At 56.0% G+C, this 20023-nt stretch carries 11 protein-coding genes and 1 pseudogene; 8 read left to right on the top strand and 4 right to left on the bottom strand.

What is annotated here, in order from left to right:
• Positions 1–8 precede the first annotated feature (8 nt).
• Complete coding sequence (locus tag ABLV52_RS15085; RefSeq protein WP_117145773.1) at positions 9–1178, bottom strand: M20 aminoacylase family protein; 1170 nt, start codon at positions 1176–1178, stop codon at positions 9–11.
• A 171-nt stretch (positions 1179–1349) separates the two neighbouring features.
• On the opposite strand from ABLV52_RS15085, the gene ABLV52_RS15080 reads away from it, so the two are divergent.
• Positions 1350–3671, top strand: coding sequence for a helix-turn-helix domain-containing protein (locus tag ABLV52_RS15080; RefSeq protein WP_348890551.1), 2322 nt, complete (start codon positions 1350–1352; stop codon positions 3669–3671).
• On the opposite strand, the gene ABLV52_RS15075 is transcribed toward ABLV52_RS15080, so the two are convergent.
• Positions 3638–4480 (bottom strand): helix-turn-helix transcriptional regulator, encoded by an 843-nt coding sequence (locus ABLV52_RS15075; RefSeq protein ID WP_060591009.1) that lies wholly within the window; start codon positions 4478–4480, stop codon positions 3638–3640. The genes ABLV52_RS15080 and ABLV52_RS15075 overlap by 34 nt on opposite strands.
• 107 nt (positions 4481–4587) lie before the next feature.
• Here ABLV52_RS15075 and ABLV52_RS15070 point away from each other — a divergent pair, with 107 nt between their 5' ends.
• The 4 genes and pseudogenes from ABLV52_RS15070 to ABLV52_RS15055 form a co-directional block, all read left to right on the top strand.
• Positions 4588–5496, top strand: coding sequence for an SDR family oxidoreductase (locus tag ABLV52_RS15070; RefSeq protein WP_162923962.1), 909 nt, complete (start codon positions 4588–4590; stop codon positions 5494–5496).
• Between the two features lie 333 nt (positions 5497–5829).
• On the top strand, positions 5830–7473 hold the full coding sequence (gene sapA, locus ABLV52_RS15065) for an ABC transporter substrate-binding protein SapA (RefSeq protein WP_032455881.1): 1644 nt from the start codon (positions 5830–5832) through the stop codon (positions 7471–7473).
• A complete protein-coding gene (gene sapB / locus ABLV52_RS15060) occupies positions 7470–8435 on the top strand; it encodes a putrescine export ABC transporter permease SapB (RefSeq protein WP_017900865.1) in 966 nt (321 codons plus the stop codon). Before sapA ends, sapB begins: the two co-directional genes overlap by 4 nt.
• Positions 8436–8664: 229 nt before the next feature.
• Positions 8665–9244 (top strand): annotated as a pseudogene (locus ABLV52_RS15055) (SOS response-associated peptidase family protein); the annotation flags it as partial.
• Positions 9245–9730: 486 nt separating this feature from the next.
• Here the strand turns inward: ABLV52_RS15055 and ABLV52_RS15050 are convergent.
• Together ABLV52_RS15050 and ABLV52_RS15045 are read right to left on the bottom strand one after the other, a co-directional pair.
• The gene (locus ABLV52_RS15050) at positions 9731–9958 is read right to left on the bottom strand and encodes a hypothetical protein (RefSeq protein WP_071787616.1); all 228 of its coding nucleotides are present in this window, start codon (positions 9956–9958) and stop codon (positions 9731–9733) included.
• 362 nt (positions 9959–10320) lie between these two features.
• Positions 10321–10539 carry a cold shock domain-containing protein gene (locus ABLV52_RS15045; protein WP_023279058.1) on the bottom strand — a complete coding sequence of 73 codons (219 nt, stop codon included), beginning with the start codon at positions 10537–10539 and terminating at the stop codon, positions 10321–10323.
• A gap of 280 nt (positions 10540–10819) precedes the next feature.
• Here ABLV52_RS15045 and cspF point away from each other — a divergent pair, with 280 nt between their 5' ends.
• From cspF to ABLV52_RS15030, 3 genes are all read left to right on the top strand, one after another.
• The gene (gene cspF, locus ABLV52_RS15040; RefSeq protein ID WP_071787615.1) at positions 10820–11032 is read left to right on the top strand and encodes a cold shock-like protein CspF; all 213 of its coding nucleotides are present in this window, start codon (positions 10820–10822) and stop codon (positions 11030–11032) included.
• Between the two features lie 75 nt (positions 11033–11107).
• Positions 11108–11278, top strand: coding sequence for a YnfU family zinc-binding protein (locus ABLV52_RS15035; protein WP_306305617.1), 171 nt, complete (start codon positions 11108–11110; stop codon positions 11276–11278).
• 156 nt (positions 11279–11434) lie between these two features.
• The gene (locus tag ABLV52_RS15030; RefSeq protein ID WP_117074808.1) at positions 11435–20017 is read left to right on the top strand and encodes a glucoamylase family protein; all 8583 of its coding nucleotides are present in this window, start codon (positions 11435–11437) and stop codon (positions 20015–20017) included.
• Positions 20018–20023: the final 6 nt, after the last annotated feature.

Below are 20023 nucleotides of genomic sequence, written 5' to 3'. Positions count from 1 at the left end.
TCCGGTGATTAACGCAGATAGTGTTCCGTCAGGCCGCACCACAGCGCCGCGCCGCTAAGCAACAGCGCGTCGTTGAAGTCATAGCCCGGGTTATGCACCATGCAGCGATCCGGCTCGTCGCCAGCGCCGATAGTGAAATAACTGCCGTGGGGGTGCTGCTCCAGCATGAAGGCGAAATCTTCACTGCCCATAAACGGCTTCACCTCGCCCACCTGCTCTGCGCCAAACAGCGCTGTGGCCACCTCCCGCACCATGGCGTTGGCCGCCGGATCGTTACGTAATACCGGGCTGCCGTTGACGTGGGTCAGCGTAGCCGTGGCGTTAAAGCTCTCCGCCTGAGCCACGGCAATATCATGGATCCGCTGCAGCACGGTCTCGCGTACCTGCTCATTGAGGGTGCGCACCGTGAGCTTCATCAACACGTGATCGTTAATGATATTGGGCGCATGTCCGGCCTGGATGCTGCCGACGGTCACGACCGCTGGCTCAAACGGGGTGATATTGCGCGAGACGATGGACTGCAGCGCGAGGGTAATATGGCAGGCCACCAGCGTGGCATCCACCGTATGCTCCGGTACCGCGCCGTGGCCTCCAACGCCCTTCACTTCAATATGCAGCGTATCGGAGGAGGCCATCATCGCCCCGTCGCGCAGACCGATTTTACCCAGCGGCTGACCCGGCATATTGTGCAGGCCGAAGATGGCGTCGCAGGGGAACTGGTCAAACAGACCGTCCTCGACCATCACCCGCCCGCCGTACAGCAACTCTTCCGCGGGCTGGAAAATCAGCTGCAGCGTCCCGTTAAACTGGCGGGTGCGCGCCAGATATTCAGCCGCGTAGAGCAGCGTGGTGGTGTGCCCGTCATGGCCGCAGCCGTGAAAGCGCCCGTCAACCTGGCTTGCCCACGGCTTCCCGCTCCGCTCCTGCATCGGCAGGGCATCCATATCCGCCCGCAGGCCGAGGCGTTTTTTTCCTTGGCCGACGCGCAGCGTACCCACCACCCCGGTGCCCGCCAGGCCGCGATGAACCTCGTATCCCCATTCGCCAAGCAGTCGGGCGACCTCGCTGCTGGTCTGATGCTCTTCAAAGCCGATCTCCGGCTGCTGGTGGAACTGGCGACGTAAGGCAATAAATTGCGCCTCGTTGACCTGCAAGGCTTCAAGCAACGGATGTGTCATTTTTGTTATTCCTGTGTTGTGTTTGCACGACACTTTCGAGTTTATGCGGGTGAAACAGCTTTCAGGCGCGCTTTTTTGTTTTATATTGACGAGAAATGAATGAGTGTTTTTCATACATATCGGTTATGACAAAAAACAACCGGTTGCTTTTTGTCTACAGAGGAGAACCATGTGGAGCAGCATTCAGGCGACTTTAGCGTCACCGTGCGCGATGTGCGTCAGCTAAGCCAGCCGGAGAGCGATCTGCTGACGCTGCTGTGGGTGCTGGAGGGGAGCGTAAATCTGGCGGAGGCGGAAGGTGCGCCGCAGCAGCTTGCCGTCGACGCGCTGGCGATCGTTAACCGCAACCGTCGCTGGAGCCTGCGCAGCGCCGGGGGCAACGCGGTGATGATCCTCACCCTCTCCGCCAGCTGGTTGGCCCGCCTCGACAACGCCTTTTTTGCCGTCGACTACCAGATATCGCCGCGCACCCGCGATGCCGATGACGGCCTGCGCCGCCTGATGCGCCAGCTGCTGGTGAGCGGCCTGGTCAATCATCCCGGCCATTACCGGCTGGAGACCAACCGTTGGCTGAGTGAGATAGCGCTGCTGCTGGCCACGCGCTTCAGCCAGCCCATTGCCTTCACGCCACGGCGCGATGCTGAAAAATGGAGCCGGAGGATAGCCAGCGTAGTGGCGCGGATCGACGCCAACTATCAGCGCCGTCTCTCTTTACAGGAGGTGGCGGCCGCCGAGTTTGTCTCCGAGGCCTGGCTGTCACGCCTGTTTCACAAGGAGGTTGGCGTCAGTTTTGTTCAGTACCTCACCGCGCTGCGCCTGCGCCACGCCGCCGATCAGCTGTTAACCACCCGCAAACCCGTTCAGCAAATTGCCCGCGAGCAGGGATTCGCCAGCACGCGGATGATGAGCGATCTGTTTAAGCGCCACCATGGGGTGACGCCGCGCCAGTATCGCGAGCGTTCCCCCCGGGAGCCGGGCCGACCGCGCCCGCCGCAGGGCGATCGCTGGCAGCCGGTGGCCGTGGACCGGCTCTACGCCCGCCTTAATGAGCCGGAACAACGCGACCGGGAGAGTCAGCCGCTGTTGATCAATCCGCCGCAAACCCGGGAGATCAATCTGCACCAGCGACCGGCGCGCGCCGCGGTGCTGCGCCATACCCGGATGGTGGTGACCGTGCGCGAGCTGGACGATCTGCTGCGGGAGGACGTGCGCCGCGAACTGGAGCAGTTGCACCTCGCCCTGCCGGTGTATGCCATTGATATCAACGATGCCTTTCTCAGCAGCCGCCTGTTCGGCACCGGCTGGGACGATCCGCAGATGGCTGGCTACGCCTGCTGGTACAACCTGCAGCAGATCTTCAGCTGGCTGGCGGCGATGGGCTGGCAGGTGATCCTGCATACCGGGGTCACCACCCGCAGCGATCTGCTGCAGCGCTTCCTGCAACTCGCCGCCAACCATTTTCCACCGACGACGCTCAGCAGCTGGCGCTTTGTCTGGCACTGGTCGCCGCAGGCCAGCGAAGCGGCCCGCCAGGCCGCCTGGCGGCAGCAGCGCGAGGTTCTTCACCGTCTGCTGCCGCAGCCGCAGCTGGGGATCTGGCACCGCTTTGCCGCCAGCGCGCCCGGGGACGATCCGCTGTTCCACTCGCCGCTGCTGGCGGAAGCCGATTTTCTCGCCTGCCAGGCGGATGCCAACGAACGGCTGGATCTGGCTCAGGCGGACAGCAGCAGTCTGGCCTCCAGCGAGCATTATCCGGCGCATAAGCTGCGACAGATCCACAGCGCCCTGCGTCAACGGCAGCTTAACCTGCCGCTATGGCTGCTCTCGTGGAATACGCTGACCGGCGATACGCGGGACACCAACGGGCGCTTTTTTCGCGGCGCGCTGTTGATGGATAATCTGCTGGGGGTCGCGGACCAGGTCTGGCTGGCGGGCTTCTGGTTAAACTCCGGCCTCCAGGGCGAAGCCCGCGCCAACGGCAAGCTGGATACCTCCAGCCTGGCGCTGCACTATCTGCACGGGCTGCCACGCCCGGTTTACTGGGTGCTGTGGCTCTGGCGACGGCTGCGCGGCGAGATCCTGTTTCACGACAAAAACCTGCTGCTGCTCCATCACCAGGGGCACTACCAGCTGCTGCTGCGCAATACGGTGGTCTACAACCCCTGGCTCTCCAGCGAAGCGGCTTTTATTCAACGCTTCAGCCAGCCGTACAATGTGCGGCTGCAGGGGCTCAAGGGCCGCTGGCGCATCAAACAGCACCTCTTCGATCAGCACCACGGCGCGCTGTTCCCGCTGGTGGACGCCTTTCGCAGCCGCAGCGGCCCCGACGCCGAAGATTATCAGTGGCTGATGCATCAGGCCCGTCCGGCGCTCAGCGTGGAGGAAGCCCGACTCGACGGCCACTGGCTGCGGGTCGACTCGCTGGAGAGCAACGCCCTGGCCCTGTACGAATTTACCCCTCAGTACTCCCCCGATGAGGATCCCGACGCCTGAAGCAGGCCGTGAATTTTGCGCTGGCTCTCCGTCGTCGCCGGGTTGAAAACCAGCAGCGACAGATCGGGGCGGCCCTCCACGGCAAAAGAGGTGAACTCCAGATCGAGCGGGCCCATCTGCGGGTGGTGAATGCGCTTATATCCCTCGCCGTGGCCGGCGACGTCGTGGCTTTGCCAGAAACGGGCGAACTCGACACTCTGCTGGCTGAGCTCCGCGATCAGCTGGTCAGTTTCCGTCGTGGCGCCCATCCGCGTGACGTCGGCGCGAAAGGCATTAACGATAAGCTGCCCCACCGTCTGCCAGTCCTCCAGGGTGCAGCGGGCCTCAGGCCGGGTAAACAGGCGGCGCAGCACGTTGCGCTCCGCCAGCGGCAGCTGGCCGTAGTCGGTCAGCACCCTGGCCGCCGCCGCGTTCCAGGCGATCACGTCCCAGCTGGCGGTACGGATAATCGCCGGAATGGCGAAGGCATCGAGCACCCGCTGCAGCCGCGGCGTCATATCATCTGTGATCGTCAAACGGGTCTGCGGCGGATGGCCGAAGGCGAGTATAAACAGATGTTCGCGCTCCGGGGTGGTCAGCCGAAGACCGCGGGCGATCCGCTCCAGCACCTCGCGGGAAGGCGCCCCGCCGCGCCCCTGTTCAAGCCAGGTATACCAGGTCGGGCTGATGCTGGCGAGCTGGGCGACCTCTTCACGGCGCAGGCCCGGCGTGCGCCGGCGTCCCGCCGGGAAGCCAAACGTTACCGGGTCGAGACGCTGGCGCCTGGCGCGGAGAAAATCACCTAAAGCATGATTGTCAGAAGTGTTCATCATCTGCCTGTAAGTCTGCCTGTTAGAATTTATACCCCGATAATGTCTCTACTTTTATAGTATGACATCGCGGGTAGGATACGCCTGATAACCCGTCCAGGAGGTTCATAATGCGTATATTTCTTACCGGCGCGAGCGGATTTATCGGCTCGCGTATTCTTCCGGCGCTGCAGGCGTCGGGCCATCAGGTTATCGGCCTCGCGCGCAGCGACGCCACGGCGCAGGCCCTGGAAGCGGCAGGGGTCGAGGTGCGCCGCGGCACGCTGGACGCCCCGGATTCGTTGCTGGCGGGCGTCGAGAGCGCCGACGCGGTGATCCATACCGCTTTCGACCACGACTTCAGCCGCTTTGCCGCCAACTGCGAGAAAGACCGCCAGGCGATCCTCACCATGGGCCAGGCGCTGCGGGGCAGCGCGCGGCCGCTGGTCATCACCTCCGGCACGCTGATGGGCGACGACGGGAGCGGCGCCCCGGCCCGCGAGTCGTGCTTTAACGCCGCGCACCCCAGCCCGCGGACCGCCTCAGAACTTGCCGGCCAGCAGCTGCTGGAGGCGGGAGTGGACGTCCGGGTCGTTCGCCTGCCGCAGGTGCATGACACCGTGCGCCAGGGGCTGCTGACCAGCTATATCGAACGCGCGGTCGCCAGCGGCGCGGTGGCCCTGCGCGGCGAGGGGAACCACCGCTGGTCCGCCGCCCATGTCGATGACGTCGCGCGCCTGTACGTCAGCGCCCTGCTGCAGGGCGCTGCGGGCGAGCGCTACCATGCGGTGGCTGAAGAGGGGATCGCATTACGGGAGATTGCCGCAGTCATCGCCCGGGGCTTAAATCTGCCGCTGACCCAGCTGGATGAGGAGCAGGCTGACGCCTGGTTCGGCTGGTTTGCCCCCTTTACCGCCCTTGACCTGCGCGCCAGCTCGGCATGGACTCGCGAGCGATTGCAGTGGCAGCCGGTCGGCCCCGGGCTGCTGGAGGATTTACGGAATATGGATTATCAAAAAGTGACGTTGTCACGATAAACAAAAACGTCCCCCCCTGTATGACATCCGACGGGTAGGGTTACCCGCCCGTCGAACCCTCTGCTTTCTCCCCGCTATACTGAATTTATCCCCGGCGTTAGCGTCGCTTCCACCGTCCGGTCAACCGCGGCCAAACAGAGCTGACTGGCGATATCGGCGATAAAAAGTTACCATGTTTCATTATACAGACTCGGTTCCGCGACTATTTTAATCAATTGACTGAATACTATACGCACCCGGTAACCGCATTATCCCTCAGGCTTGTTGAAGGCGGTGGTGAATGTCTATGAATCTTAATAAGATAGAGTTCAACTCTATAATCAAACAGAAAATATGCGCCTGAAATTGTCATCTCTCCTGGCAGCGGTTTCCCTGCTGTGTGGGCAGGCTTTTGCCGCCCCTGCGCTCCCCGACCGCGCCGATATTCGCGACAGCGGTTTCGTCTATTGCGTCAGCGGCCAGGTTAATACCTTTAATCCGCAGAAAGTGAGCAGCGGCCTGATCGTCGATACGCTGGCCGCGCAGATCTACGATCGCCTGCTTGACGTCGACCCTTATACCTATCGGCTGGTCCCCGAGCTGGCGGAGAGCTGGGAAGTCCTCGATAACGGCGCCACCTACCGCTTTCACCTGCGCCGCCACGTCCCGTTTCAACGCACGGCATGGTTCTCCCCGACGCGGGATTTCAACGCCGATGACGTGATTTTCACCTTTGGCCGCATTTTTAACCGCGATCACCCCTGGCACAACGTCAACGGCAGCAGCTTCCCCTACTTCGACAGCCTGCAGTTTGCTGACAGCGTGGAGAGCGTCCGCAAGCTCGATAATCAGACCGTGGAGTTTCGCCTCAAGCGGCCGGATGCATCATTCCTCTGGCATCTGGCCACCCACTATGCGTCGATTACCTCCGCCGAATATGCCGCCCGCTTAACGCAGGACGATCGTCAGGAACAGCTCGATCGCCAGCCGGTGGGCACCGGCCCGTTCCAGCTGTCTGAGTACCGCTCCGGGCAGTATGTTCGCCTGCAGCGCCACCCTGGCTACTGGCGCGGCAAGCCGTTGATGCCGCAGGTGGTGGTTGACCTCGGCTCCGGTGGAACCGGCCGCCTGTCGAAACTGCTGACCGGCGAATGCGACGTGCTGGCCTGGCCGGCCGCCAGCCAGTTGACGATCCTGCGTGACGACCCGCGCCTGCGCCTGACGCTGCGTCCGGGGATGAACATTGCCTGGCTGGCCTTCAACACCGCCAAGCCGCCGCTGGACAACCCTGAGGTGCGGCATGCGCTGGCGCTGGCTATTAACAACCAGCGCCTGATGCAGTCCATCTACTACGGCACCGCAGAGACGGCGGCATCCATGCTACCGCGCGCCTCGTGGGCCTACGATAACGACGCTAAAATTACTGAGTACAATCCCCAGGAAGCCCGCGCCCGCCTGAAGGCCCTGGGGCTGGAAAATCTGACCCTCAAGCTGTGGGTTCCCACCAGCTCGCAGGCGTGGAACCCCAGCCCGTTGAAAACAGCAGAGCTGATCCAGGCGGATATGGCGCAGATTGGCGTCAAGGTGATCATCATGCCGGTGGAGGGGCGCTTCCAGGAGGCGCGGCTGATGGACATGAACCATGACCTGACGCTCTCCGGCTGGGCGACGGACAGTAACGATCCGGACAGCTTCTTCCGGCCGCTGCTGAGCTGCGCGGCGATCGCCTCGCAAACCAACTTTGCCCACTGGTGTAACCGGGAATTTGATGACGTGCTGCAAAAAGCGCTGCTCTCGCAGCAGCTCTCCTCGCGGATGGACGCTTACAAAGAGGCCCAGCGGATCCTCGCTCGTGAACTGCCGGTCCTGCCGCTGGCCTCATCGCTGCGGTTGCAGGCCTATCGCTATGATATGAAAGGCCTGGTGCTTAGCCCCTTCGGTAACGCTTCGTTCGCTGGCGTATCGCGGGAGAAAACCGAAGAGGTGAAAAAACCATGATTATTTTTACCCTGCGCCGTCTGCTGCTGTTGCTGGTCACCCTCTTTTTTCTGACCTTTGTCGGCTTCAGCCTGAGCTACTTCACTCCCCATGCCCCGCTGCAGGGCGCGACCCTGTGGAATGCATGGCTGTTCTGGTTTGAAGGGGTGCTGCACTGGGATTTTGGCGTCTCCAGCATTAACGGCCAGCTGATTTCCGAACAGCTGCGCGAGGTGTTCCCGGCGACCATGGAGCTGTGCATCCTCGCCTTCGGCTTTGCCCTGCTGATTGGCATTCCGGTGGGGATGATCGCCGGCGTGATGCGCAACAAATGGCCCGATACCCTGATCAGCGCCGTCGCGCTGGTCGGTTTCTCGATCCCGGTCTTCTGGCTGGCGCTGCTCCTGACCCTCTTCTTCTCCCTGACCCTCGGCTGGCTACCGGTCTCCGGCCGCTTCGACCTGCTGTATGAGGTGAAAAACGTCACCGGTTTCGCGCTGATTGACGCCTGGCTTTCGGACTCGCCGTGGCGCCATGAGATGATCGTCAGCGCCGCCCGGCATATGGTGCTGCCGGTGCTGACCCTGGCGGTAGCCCCCACTACCGAAGTGATCCGCCTGATGCGCATCAGCACCAGCGAGGTGTATGACACCAACTACGTCAAGGCGGCCGCCACCCGCGGCGTCTCGCGACGCAAAATTTTACTGCGCCACGTGCTGCACAACGCCCTGCCGCCGGTGATCCCGCGCCTCGGCCTGCAGTTTTCCACCATGCTCACCCTGGCGATGATCACGGAGATGGTGTTCAGCTGGCCAGGGCTGGGCCGGTGGCTTATCAACGCCATTCGTCAGCAGGACTACGCGGCGATCTCCGCCGGAGTGATGGTGATTGGCGCGCTGGTGATTATTGTCAACGTGATTTCCGATATTCTCGGTGCCATGGCTAACCCACTGAAACATAAGGAATGGTATGCCCTACGATAGCAGCTACAAACTAAATAATTTTATCAATTAAAAACAATGAGTTAAATTTTTTCAATTGTGCGATTTTCCTGATTTTAATACACAATTTTGTACACATTGTTTTTGACGTCATCTCCGACAGTCATCAGTTAGATGGCTGTCGGAGTTCCCTTCCTACGTTTCCTCCACACCTTCTATACTTCCAGTCTGACCACTGGAGGTTGATATGTGCTGACGCTTTTCTCAGTCAATGACCCGTGAAGATTATCTGTCCTACCTTGCAGATGATGCCGATCGTGACATTGCATATGACCCGGCGCCGATTAGTCGATATAACGTCGCGCCCGGTACCAAAGTTTTGCTTCTGAGCGAACGCGGCGAACAATTGCATATCGATCCTGTCTTCTGGGGTTATGCGCCCGGGTGGTGGGATAAGGCTCCACTGATTAACGCGCGTGTTGAAACTGTGGTCACCGGCAGGATGTTTAAGCCGCTATGGCAACATGGCCGGGCGATCTGCTTTGCTGATGGGGGCTTCGAATGGAAGAAAGAAGGTGACAAGAAGCAACCCACTCTACTTTATCCATCGCGCCGATGGCCAGCCGATATTCATGGCGGCAATCGGAAGCACACCATTTGAACGTGGAGACGAAACAGAAGGCTTTCTGATCGTCACCGCAGCAACAGAAAAAGGTCTAATAGATATCCACGACCACCAGCCTCTGGTAGTGTCGCCAGAAGCAGCAAGATAATGGATGAGGCAGGACATTGGAGGGAAAGAGTCAGAGGAGTTAGCTGCGGATGGCACCGTGCCCACAGACAAATTTATCTAGCATGCAGTGACGCGCGCCGTAAAAAAATGTGAAAAATCAGGGAAATAATTTATTGAGGCAATCAAATGCACATAGCCAGACGTGCGCCTAATGCCAAAAGCGGAAATAAATAATAATTTTTCTATAATAACTTACTGGGTCAGAAAATGGAATATCCGGTGAAAAAGCCCTTGCTGCATTGTCTGGATGTATCAATATGATGCCGGGTTCCTCCCGGTAAATATTTAGGTATCCCCCCATGACTCGCGGCTTCAGTCGTGCATGATGAACATTCCAGCAGCAAAGTCATCAGGTTAGAAAGATATCTGCATTTTGTCAGTGCACAAAGAGTGACTTCCTTATATGAGAACGATTATTAAAAATGAACATGTAAAAAAGGCCTGCTATTAGCAAGCCACAAAGATTTTAACTCATTTTTTGTTCGCTTCTGATAAATAGGGTAAATACGCAATTAAATTTGAAGCAGAGAACATAACGAAAATGCTATAAATATTTCCGGGACGCATCGAGAATTTCCTGTGACATTAACTGTCTGTCAGAGGCTACGTAAATAACATCATGATCACCGGTTAATGAAGGAAAGCCTGCAGACATAATCTGTAGATGTGTTTCTTCACCGTTTGGGTATTCCTGTCTGATTGAGGATGTCCCCTCCGGAACGGTCATGACTTTACAGGATTCGGTATTAAAGAAAACGAGTACTTTTATCATATGCCACCATAATTCTGTTAGTCTTTCCCGTCACTCTCTTCTATCAGTGATGTTAAATGACGATGCCATTAAAATACAATCAGGGACGTGATGATTTCGAAGGCAGCCTCGACTCTTACATATTTTATTATTTAACAATCAGTTAGCTTCTGCTTTCATGCTTTCATGCTTTCATGCTTTCATGCTTTCATGCTTTCATGCTTTCATGCAGCAGCCCTGCACTTCATCACATCGGTCAGCACACTCATAATTGCGAAAAACATGTTGACCTGATATTAAAAATAACCGACTTTCTCTGATTTAATGTATGGACCTGTCTACTCAGGAATAATCCTTCATCGTTGTCGCAGGCCCACAAATCTTCATTTATCGCAAAGTATTACGTTTGTAGCAGCAGGCCCTTTTTCACCACTCTGCATGGCGAACTCAACTTTCTGCCCTTCAAATAAGGTATTGAAATTCTCACCATGGAGCGCGGAGAAATGGACGAAGACATCCTTGCTTCCGTCAAGAGGTGAAATGAAACCAAAACCTTTATCTTCGTTAAACCATTTTACCAAACCTTTAATTCTTGTAGACATACTGACTCCCGTTATACATGATAGTATTAATAGTAAACGTATAGTATTAAAGGTATGACTCAAAAAGAGGGGATATCAGCGATAGCGCCTAGTAATGAGGACTGACCAGAAAATGTTTAACGTTCGTTTGTACATTGAACTAACAGGATTCATTAAGGCACAGGGAATCGATATAAGCAAATTATTTTTTTAGCCATCCAGAAGTCCTGCAGGAAAATTAAATGTGGCAATATACTATTTTGAATGTATAGTCTTTATGTGTTTTCAATAAGGAATTGATTTGTCCCATAAAATGACAGGCATTGTCAAAAGCTTTGACATTCTCAGTGGTAAAGGCCTCATCATCCCATCTGATGGACGAAAAGACGTTCTGCTTCACATTTCAGCCGTTAACTCCCGCGAATCAGAATTACTCATCCCAGGAAGCCGCATAGAATTCTGTCGGATCAATGGTCCCAGAGGGCCTGTGGCTGCGAACATTTACCTCTCCTGAATTTCAGGGTCTCAAAATAAACAGATTAAAACTTAACCATATGTGATACGGTGAAGTTCATTCATTGAAAGGTTAATGGTTATGTCTATTATCAATTACGCAATGAAATTCTTCAGCGGTGCATCTACTGCCACTGTTGTCTGCACTGTTTGTGGTTTCAAATCAGTTCAACCGATGGCAAAAATCCGGCGCAATCAGGCCATGCTTTGCCCTCGGTGTAAAGCCCTGTTTATCTCACGGCGCTAGTATCAACTGATCCACCGTGGACAGAACCATCGTCTATACTTAAGTTAAATCCCAGCAGCTGTTAAATCCCTGATGCCTTACGCCCATCCTGAGAGAACGTTTCTGAACTGATTTCGCAACTGCTCCTGCGCGCTAATGTCGCATCAGAGCAATGCTATGAAAATGAACCCCAGAGCGTGGTTTAACCGCTCCCGTATTCCGGTGAATGCTGCCGAAAACGTAACGTTTTCGGCGAACGATCCTGCAAGCGAAAGCACTCCGCGGTCAGAGCTCTTTTCGACTGCCCAGATGGAACGCTATGGTCAGAAGCTGGCGCGGACCCATAAAGTATCACCGGATAAACATCCCTATTATCTTCTGAAACGGCTTGGCGACAATGAGGCCGTTATCACCCAAAACTGCTATGAGCTTAATGCAGGTAAAAAGACCAGTATCATGCCCGCCGGGGAGTGGTTGCTGGACAATTATTATCTGATTGAGGAACAAATCCGTACCGTCCGCCAGCACTTGCCGAAAAGTTTTGGTAAAGGTCTCCCGTCGCTGATGTCGCCGCTGAATTGCCCAAGAATTTATCATATCGCATCAGAGGCCATTGCTCACGGTGATGGCCGCTGGGATGCCACCAGTCTGACCAGCTATCTCGCTGCCTATCAACAGGTGACGCCGCTGACACTAGGTGAAATCTGGGCATTACCGGGAATGCTGCGCCTGGCGCTGATTGAAAATCTTCGTCGTATCAGTATGGAAGTGATAAAAGCGCAACAGGACAGAAACCTGGCAGATACGTGGATAACCAGGATTTTCGAATGTGCAGAGAGTGCGCCTGGTGATTTAATTATGGTGGTTGCCGATTTGGCGCGCTCCCGTCCTCCGTTATCCAGCGCGTTTGTCGCAGAACTGGTGCGGCGTCTGCAGGGGCACGGCAACGCGCTGTCGTTACCTCTTACCTGGGTTGATCAGTGCCTTCGGGAACAGGGAGTCACCACTGACATTCTCATAAATAACTTCAATCAACAGCTTGCCGCCAGCCAGCTGTCTGTCAGTAACAGCATCGCAGGTCTGCGATTACTGGGTGAAACGGACTGGGCTGATTTCGCCGAAACGATAAGCGTCGTCGAACAGGCATTAAGCAATGATCCTGCCGGTATCTATCCCCGGATGCACTTCAATACCCGGGATTATTACCGGCACGTAGTTGAGGTCCTGGCCAGAGACAGTGGGCTCAGCGAGCCTGAGGTTGCTGACAGGGTGCTGGCGCTTTCAGAGGAAAAAGCCCCCAATACACCGGAACATCATATTGGTTATTATCTCGCCGGCGAAGGTCGACAGGCACTGGATATACATCTTCTGGCAGACACCTCAAGACTCATACGCTTGCGGCACAGTTTCAACAGAATAACCCTGCTGTCATGGCTTGGCAGCCTGGCGTTGTTGACAACCGCAGCGACCGCGGCAATATTGCACGAAACTGCCATGCAGGGCGCAGGTTGGTTGTTAATCGCGGTGATATTACCTCTGGTTATCGCTTTAACTCAGTTAATGAGTGATTTACTCAGTGACGCAACCACCCGTTTTCGCGTTCCTCGCCCCTTGCCGGGGATGGATTTTTCAGCCGGTATTCCCGCTGACAGTGCCACCATGTTAGTCATTCCCTGCATGTTGACCAGCCACGAAAGTTTCAGCCAGCTCCTCACCAGTCTTGAAGTCTGCTGGTTGGGGAATGAAAACGAAAATCTCAGGTTCGCGCTGCTCACCGATTTTGCTGATTCTGAAAATGAACCCTCACCGGAAAGTCACGCGCTGCTCAGACAGGCTATCGCCGATACGCAGGCGCTTAATCGCCGCTACCCCTCCGGCCGACCACGTTTTTATCTGTTACATCGCCAGCCTGAATGGAACCCCTCGGAAGGAGCGTGGATGGGCTATGAACGCAAGCGGGGAAAACTGGCGTTACTGAACAGCTGGTTGCGCCATCCCGGAACGCAATTCGTCAGCGTTGCAGAGATACCTGCCCACCTTTTACCGGGTCACATAAAATACGTCATTACCCTGGACTGCGATACGGTGCTCCCGCGCGATACGGCACACAAACTCGTCGCGACGATGGCGCATCCGCTGAATACGCCTGAGTATGATCCGGTACGCCAGAGGGTTGTCAAAGGATTCGGTATTTTACAGCCCGGTCTTGCGGAGGAGATACCACGCAACGGTCAGGGGCGTTACGCAGCCCTGCGCAGCAGCGTACCGGGCAATAACCCTTATTCGATGATGTCTTCGGATATTTATCAGGATCTCTTTGGGGAAGGCTCGTTTGTGGGCAAAGGGATTTACGATGTTGATATTTTTATGCAGGCCACTACCAACATCTGCCCGGAAAATCTGGTACTCAGCCACGATCTGCTTGAAGGATGCTATGCACGTTCGGGTCTGCTGAGCGAGGTGTTACTGTACGAACAGTACCCTAATAATTATCTGTCGGATGTTGCACGACGTTCACGCTGGATCCGGGGTGACTGGCAACTGCTTAACTGGCTAAAACCACGCGTCAGAAAAGCCGATGGAACCCGGGTCAGGAATCCGCTGACCGCGCTTTCTTACTGGAAATTACTCGATAATCTACGTCGCAGTCTGGTCGCCCCCTCCTTACTGGTATTGCTGTTCTTCACTCTGCTTTGGGTACCCAATCCGGTTTACTGGCTGGGCATACTGTTGCTGATATGGCTGTTGCCAGCCATCCTCTGCATTAGCCACGACCTTCTGCATAAACCTCTGCGTCGCCGCGTGAAGCCGCATCTGTTACTGGTGGGGGCGGGCGCACTAAAGCGTCTGTCAGGTATCAGCCTTAATTTTGCGATACTGCCGCACGAAGCCGGATATTCGCTGAAAGCGATCGCCGTGACGCTATGGCGACTGGGGATAAGCAGGCGTCACCTCAGCCAGTGGGTCAGCCACAGCCAGGACAGCAGTCAGGCCAGACCCACTGTTGCACGTTTTTATCAGGCGATGTGGCTGAACGTTGCCGGTGGCGTGGCGCTGACAATACTGACCGGACAATTTGCCCCACAGCTGCTGGGGATTGCGTTACCGATCGGTTTGGTATGGTGTGTGGCACCGCTGCTGATGAGCTGGCTGAGTCGCCAGCCCGTGCGTAAGGTTTTTTCGCCTAATCAGGAACAAAAACAGCTGTTACGCCAGACAAGCCGTGAAATCTGGGCTTTTTTTGAAACATTTGCCACAGCAAAAGAGAACTGGCTTCCGCCTGATAATTATCAGGAAATACCACAACCGACGGTGGCACACCGAACTTCTCCTACCAATATTGGTCTTTCACTTATGGCTAACCTGACGGCATGGGACTTTGGCTACCTGCCTGGCGGAGAGGTGCTCCGGCGCGTGTCGCTCACGCTCGACACGCTGGATAAAATGGAGCACTACCGGGGCCATCTCTACAACTGGTATGACACCCGTACGCTGGTCCCCCTAAGTCCACGCTATATCTCCAGCGTCGACAGCGGCAATATGGCCGGGCATTTATTGACCCTGCGTGCAGGCCTGTCCGCCATGCGTCATCAGCCTGTTTTAAGCAACCAACAGATACTGGCAGGACTGAACGATACGCTGGATATTCTGGAAAAACAGTGGGGTAAGAACCCACCTGACAGCCTGAGACTGCTGCGCAAGCATTGCCTGAACGCGGTGTCGCTCTCTCCGCAGGCGCTTTTCAGCGAACTGAAAAGCATGCGCACCCAGTGCAACCATCTGACCAGCGCATGTCATCAGGGATCTCCTCTTCAGATGCGCTGGGCTGGACATCTGGAGCATCAACTGGTTCAGCTTTGCCATGAGTGGTCTCTGTTGCTTGGCTGGTTGCCTGCATCCTGGAATGAACAGAAGCTGCCGACGCTGAGCGAGCTTGCCCGTCCGACATTAACCGGTACAGGAACGCCTCCGGCGTCAGTGGCGGAGCAGGCCCGAATGCGACTCAATATTATCACCGAGCTGGAACAGCGGCTGGATGAGCATGCCCGGATGGATTTCGCCTTTCTGTACAGTGAAGCAACCAGTCTGCTCAGCGTCGGTTATAACTGTGACACCAATATGCCTGACAAGAGCCACTACGATCTCCTGCCGTCTGAAATCCGCCTGACCAGTTTTCTTGCCATTGCGACTAATCAGCTGCCTCTTAAAAGCTGGTACGCGCTGGGTCGATTGTTTACCACGATTGATAATGAAACTGCCCTGATGTCATGGAGCGGATCCATGTTTGAATATCTGATGCCGAATCTGGTGATGCCCACCTGGCCCGGCAGCCTGCTCGATGAAATGAGTCAGTCGGCGGTTATGCGCCAGATTCACTGGGGGAAAGAACGCGGGGTACCATGGGGTGTTTCAGAGTCTGGCTATCATGCTTTTGATGTTCAGCATAATTATCAGTATCAGGCATTTGGCGTACCGGGGCTCGGTCTGCGCAGGGGACTTGCCGATGACATGGTTGTTGCTCCTTACGCCACGCTGCTGGCGCTGATGGTTTCCCCACAGAGAGCCTGTGAGAACCTGTTCAGGCTGCAAAAAAATGGTGCACGCGGAGAATACGGTTTTTATGAAGCGCTGGACTATACCCCCTCACGTCTTGCAACCGGTCAGCTCTATGCGGTGGTACAGTCCTGGATGGCGCATCACCAGGGTATGGCATTTCAGGCGCTGGCTCATGTGCTGCTTGACGCCCCCATGACTGAACGCTTTATGTCCAGCACGGTATTCCGGTCAGCGAGTCTGCTGTTACAGGAGCGCGTGCCGGATGCGGTCGATCTGTACAGTCCGCGCCGTCATTTTGAATCTCATGAGGGCAGGGTCAAACCCGTCCGCTATGAACCCCGTATTTTCTATAGCGTGGATACTCCCGCCCCGGATATTCAACTGCTGTCCAACGGCCATTATCATCTGATGTTGACCGCGGGGGGCGGTGGTTATAGTCGCTGGAATGATATTGCACTAACGCGCTGGCGCAGTGATACCACCCGTGATAACTGGGGAGCATTCTGCTACATCCGCGATACCCAGACGGGAGATGTGTGGAGCAATACCTGGCAACCGACAGGCTACACCAGCGGACAAGACGAGGAAGTGTTGTTCACCGATGCGGGGGCAGAATTCAGACGCAGCTTCGGGGGACTCAGCGTCAAAACTCAGGTGGTGATCTCTCCGGAGGATGATGTTGAATTGCGACGGCTCACACTGATTCATCGTGGTCGCAAGCCTCGCTCTCTGGAGCTGACAACCTATGCTGAAGTGGTACTGGCACCTGATGCCAGCGATCTGGCACACCCGGCATTCAGCAATTTGTTTATTCAGACTGAGCTGGCTCCTGAGCGTGACGCTATTCTTTGCCACCGGCGTCCGCGCTCACCGGATGAACCGGGCCCTTGCCTGTTTCACATGATGGTGGTGCATGGCGATAACCGACATAACGTGTCGTTTGAAACGGACAGGGCAAGATTTATTGGACGTGGCAGAAACCCTGCGAATGCCCAGGCAATAGAGACGGGAGGGATGCTAAGCAACACGTCGGGCTCGGTGCTGGATCCGATACTGGCAATTCGCAACGCCATCATTCTGCAGCCGGGGCAGCCGGTTACGATTGATATCATTTATGGCATCAGCGAGACCCGTCAGCAGAGCCTGGCGTTGCTGGAGAAATATCGCGATTACCCTATCGCCGATCGCGTCTTTGAACTGGCCTGGTCTCACAGTCTGGTGGTATTGCGCCAGATGAACGCCAGTGAAGATGATGCCACGTTGTTCAATTGTCTCGCCAGCGCTGTGCTTTACCCTGTCCAGGAGCTGCGCGCCGAAGGACAGGCGATCGGCCGCAACCGGCGTGGCCAGTCCGGACTGTGGGGCTGGGCAATTTCAGGGGATCTGCCGATAGTGCTGCTGAGTATAACCAGCGAGGAAAGTATCACCTCAGTGACCACACTGATTCAGGCACACCGTTACTGGAGACAGAAAGGGCTGAATGTTGATTTGGTTATCCTGAATAACAGCCCCGGCGGCTACCAGCAGGGATTACAAAATCAGATTATGGAGTTAATTTATGCCGGGTCTGAAGCCAGTCTGCTGGATAAAAAGGGCGGGCTTTTTGTCCGCAACGGTGAGCATCTCTCTGCTGAGGATAAGTTGCTTTTGATGAGCGTGGCCTGTCTTTATCTTGATGACCGCGCAGGGGGTATTATTGAGCAGCTTAACCAGCGTATTCATACCCTGAAATCGCCGGCAAGGGCATTCATTCCGCGTGCTGTGCGCGAGCGTAATCAACATACGGACTGGAGCCCTGATACCAGTCAGTTATGCCATTTCAATGGGTACGGTGGATTTTCTCAGGATGGGCGGGAGTATCAGATCGTCCTTCGGGAAAATGCGCTTACACCGGCTCCCTGGTCGAACATACTGGCAAATTCCCGTTTTGGCAGCGTGATCTCAGAGGCAGGGCAGGCCTATACCTGGTATGAGAATGCCCATGAATACCGGTTGACACCGTGGGAGAACGATCCGGTGAGCGATCGCAGCGGTGAGGCATTTTACCTGCGCGATGAAGAGAGCGGGGAGTGCTGGTCGCCGACGGCTTTACCAGTTCGCGGACACGGTGATTACCTGACCCGCCATGGTTTTGGCTACAGCGTTTTTGCCCATCGTGAGAGTGGTATAGACAGCGAGTTGACGGTCCTGGTTGCCGAAGCGGATCCGGTTAAACTGGTGCTCCTGACACTCAGTAACTCTTCGGGACGGACACGTCAACTTTCCGTCACAGGCTATGTAGAGTGGACGCTCGGAGAAACACGAACGCGCTCAGCCCCTCACATTGTGACACATGTGGCCAGAACGCCCGGCGGCTGCGGGGTGCTTGCGAATAACTTTTATGGTGATAATGGTGGCGGCCGAACTGCATTTTTTGCCGTCAGCGGTAATGACTGTTCTCTGACAGGGGACCGCCGGGAGTTTATTGGTCGTAATGGTTCCCTTCACGCCCCTTCGGCCATGAAACTGCAAAAGCTTTCTGGTAAGACGGGGGCCGGTCTGGATCCCTGCGGAGCGGTGCAATCGGCGGTTACATTAATTGACGGGGACCAGAGGACGTTTATTTTTATCCTCGGCACAGAGGAGAATGATGTTTGTGCTCAGGAGACGCTGGCCCGCTACATGAACGAGGATACGGTCCGCCAGGAGCTGAACCGGATTCATAATCACTGGCACAATGTGCTCGATAAAATCGTAGTTAACACCCCCGACACGTCCGTAAATTTACTGGTTAATGGCTGGCTGTTGTATCAGACGGTCGCCTGCCGTCTTATGGCCCGGAGTGGCTACTATCAGTCTGGCGGTGCATTTGGTTTTCGCGATCAGCTGCAGGATACGCTGGCTCTGAGCCATGCTGCTCCGGACCGGATGCGTGAACAGATAATACTCTGTGCATCACGGCAGTTTATCGAGGGGGATGTGCAACACTGGTGGCACCCGCCACACGGCAACGGTGTGCGTACCCGCTGTTCCGATGACTATCTTTGGCTGCCGCTTGCTGTTTGCCACTATGTTGAAACGACGGGGGATATGGATGCACTGGAAATACGCATTCCTTATCTGGAGGGACGCTCGCTTCAGCCTGGTGAAGAGTCTGTCTATGACACGCCGGTCATCAGCGGCACCGAAGAGACACTCTGGTTACACTGCGTCAAAGCTATTCACTATGGACTTCGCTTCGGGGAGCATGGCCTGCCGCTGATGGGGGCTGGTGACTGGAATGACGGGATGAACCGGGTGGGTATCGAAGGCAAAGGTGAAAGCGTCTGGCTGGGCTTCTTCCTGTACGACATTTTGCAGCGGTTTGCAGCGCTGGCGGAGCGCAGGCTGGATGAAAGCGTCGCCGCGATGTGCCGTTCACAGGCTCTGCGCCTGCAAAGTAATCTCGAAGCCCACGCCTGGGATGGGGAATGGTACCGGCGCGGGTATTTTGACGATGGTACTGCCCTGGGATCGAAAACCTCACAGGACTGCCGGATTGATGCGATTGCGCAGAGCTGGTCTGTATTGTCCGGCGCCGCGAGCCCGGGACGGTGCGCAAAGGCCATGCAGGCGCTGGATAAGCACCTTGTGGATAACGAAGGAGGGCTGATCAAACTGTTAACGCCTCCTTTCGACGGACACGGCCCAAATCCGGGCTACATACAGGGGTACCTGCCCGGTGTGCGGGAAAATGGAGGGCAGTATACGCATGGCGCCATCTGGGCAGTAATGGCCTTTGTCCGAATGGGGAATGCCGAACGAGCCTGGCAACTCTGGTCAATGCTCAACCCTATAAATCATACCCTGAATGCGGACTCTGTCGGGATTTATAAAGCTGAGCCTTATGTCATGAGTGCTGATGTCTACAGCGTCGCTCCCCATACCGGACGTGCAGGGTGGAGCTGGTATACCGGTTCCGCAGGCTGGGCCTGGCGTTTACTTACCGAGGAATTACTGGGGATAAAACGTTCCGGCACTGACTTTAGTGTTCATGCCAGGTTACCGGATGAGTGGTCGTCTTTTTCTATGGCATATCAATATGGTGAAAGCCATTATCAGATTAGTGTTTCACGCGGCGATGCAGAATATTGCGTGACGCTGGATGGTGTTCTCCTCCCTGATGACAGAATACCGCTGAAGGATGATGGACAAAACCATACGGTTGAGATCATTCAGAACTGACACTGA

The sequence above is a fragment of the Klebsiella sp. GB_Kp056 genome (assembly GCF_040064755.1).
GTDB lineage: Bacteria > Pseudomonadota > Gammaproteobacteria > Enterobacterales > Enterobacteriaceae > Klebsiella > Klebsiella quasipneumoniae.
The sequence above is the reverse complement of the archived record's forward strand: the minus strand, read 5'-3'. Positions and strand labels throughout refer to the sequence as shown.

What these genes read in the sequence shown, in the direction of transcription:
- sapA (WP_032455881.1), top strand. Translation starts at nt 5,830, where the DNA reads ATGCGCCTGAAATTGTCATCTCTCCTGGCAGCGGTTTCCCTGCTGTGT.
- ABLV52_RS15030 (WP_117074808.1), top strand. Translation starts at nt 11,435, where the DNA reads ATGAAAATGAACCCCAGAGCGTGGTTTAACCGCTCCCGTATTCCGGTG.
- ABLV52_RS15050 (WP_071787616.1), bottom strand. Translation starts at nt 9,958, where the DNA reads ATGATAAAAGTACTCGTTTTCTTTAATACCGAATCCTGTAAAGTCATG.
- ABLV52_RS15075 (WP_060591009.1), bottom strand. Translation starts at nt 4,480, where the DNA reads ATGAACACTTCTGACAATCATGCTTTAGGTGATTTTCTCCGCGCCAGG.
- sapB (WP_017900865.1), top strand. Translation starts at nt 7,470, where the DNA reads ATGATTATTTTTACCCTGCGCCGTCTGCTGCTGTTGCTGGTCACCCTC.
- ABLV52_RS15085 (WP_117145773.1), bottom strand. Translation starts at nt 1,178, where the DNA reads ATGACACATCCGTTGCTTGAAGCCTTGCAGGTCAACGAGGCGCAATTT.
- ABLV52_RS15045 (WP_023279058.1), bottom strand. Translation starts at nt 10,539, where the DNA reads ATGTCTACAAGAATTAAAGGTTTGGTAAAATGGTTTAACGAAGATAAA.
- ABLV52_RS15035 (WP_306305617.1), top strand. Translation starts at nt 11,108, where the DNA reads ATGGTTATGTCTATTATCAATTACGCAATGAAATTCTTCAGCGGTGCA.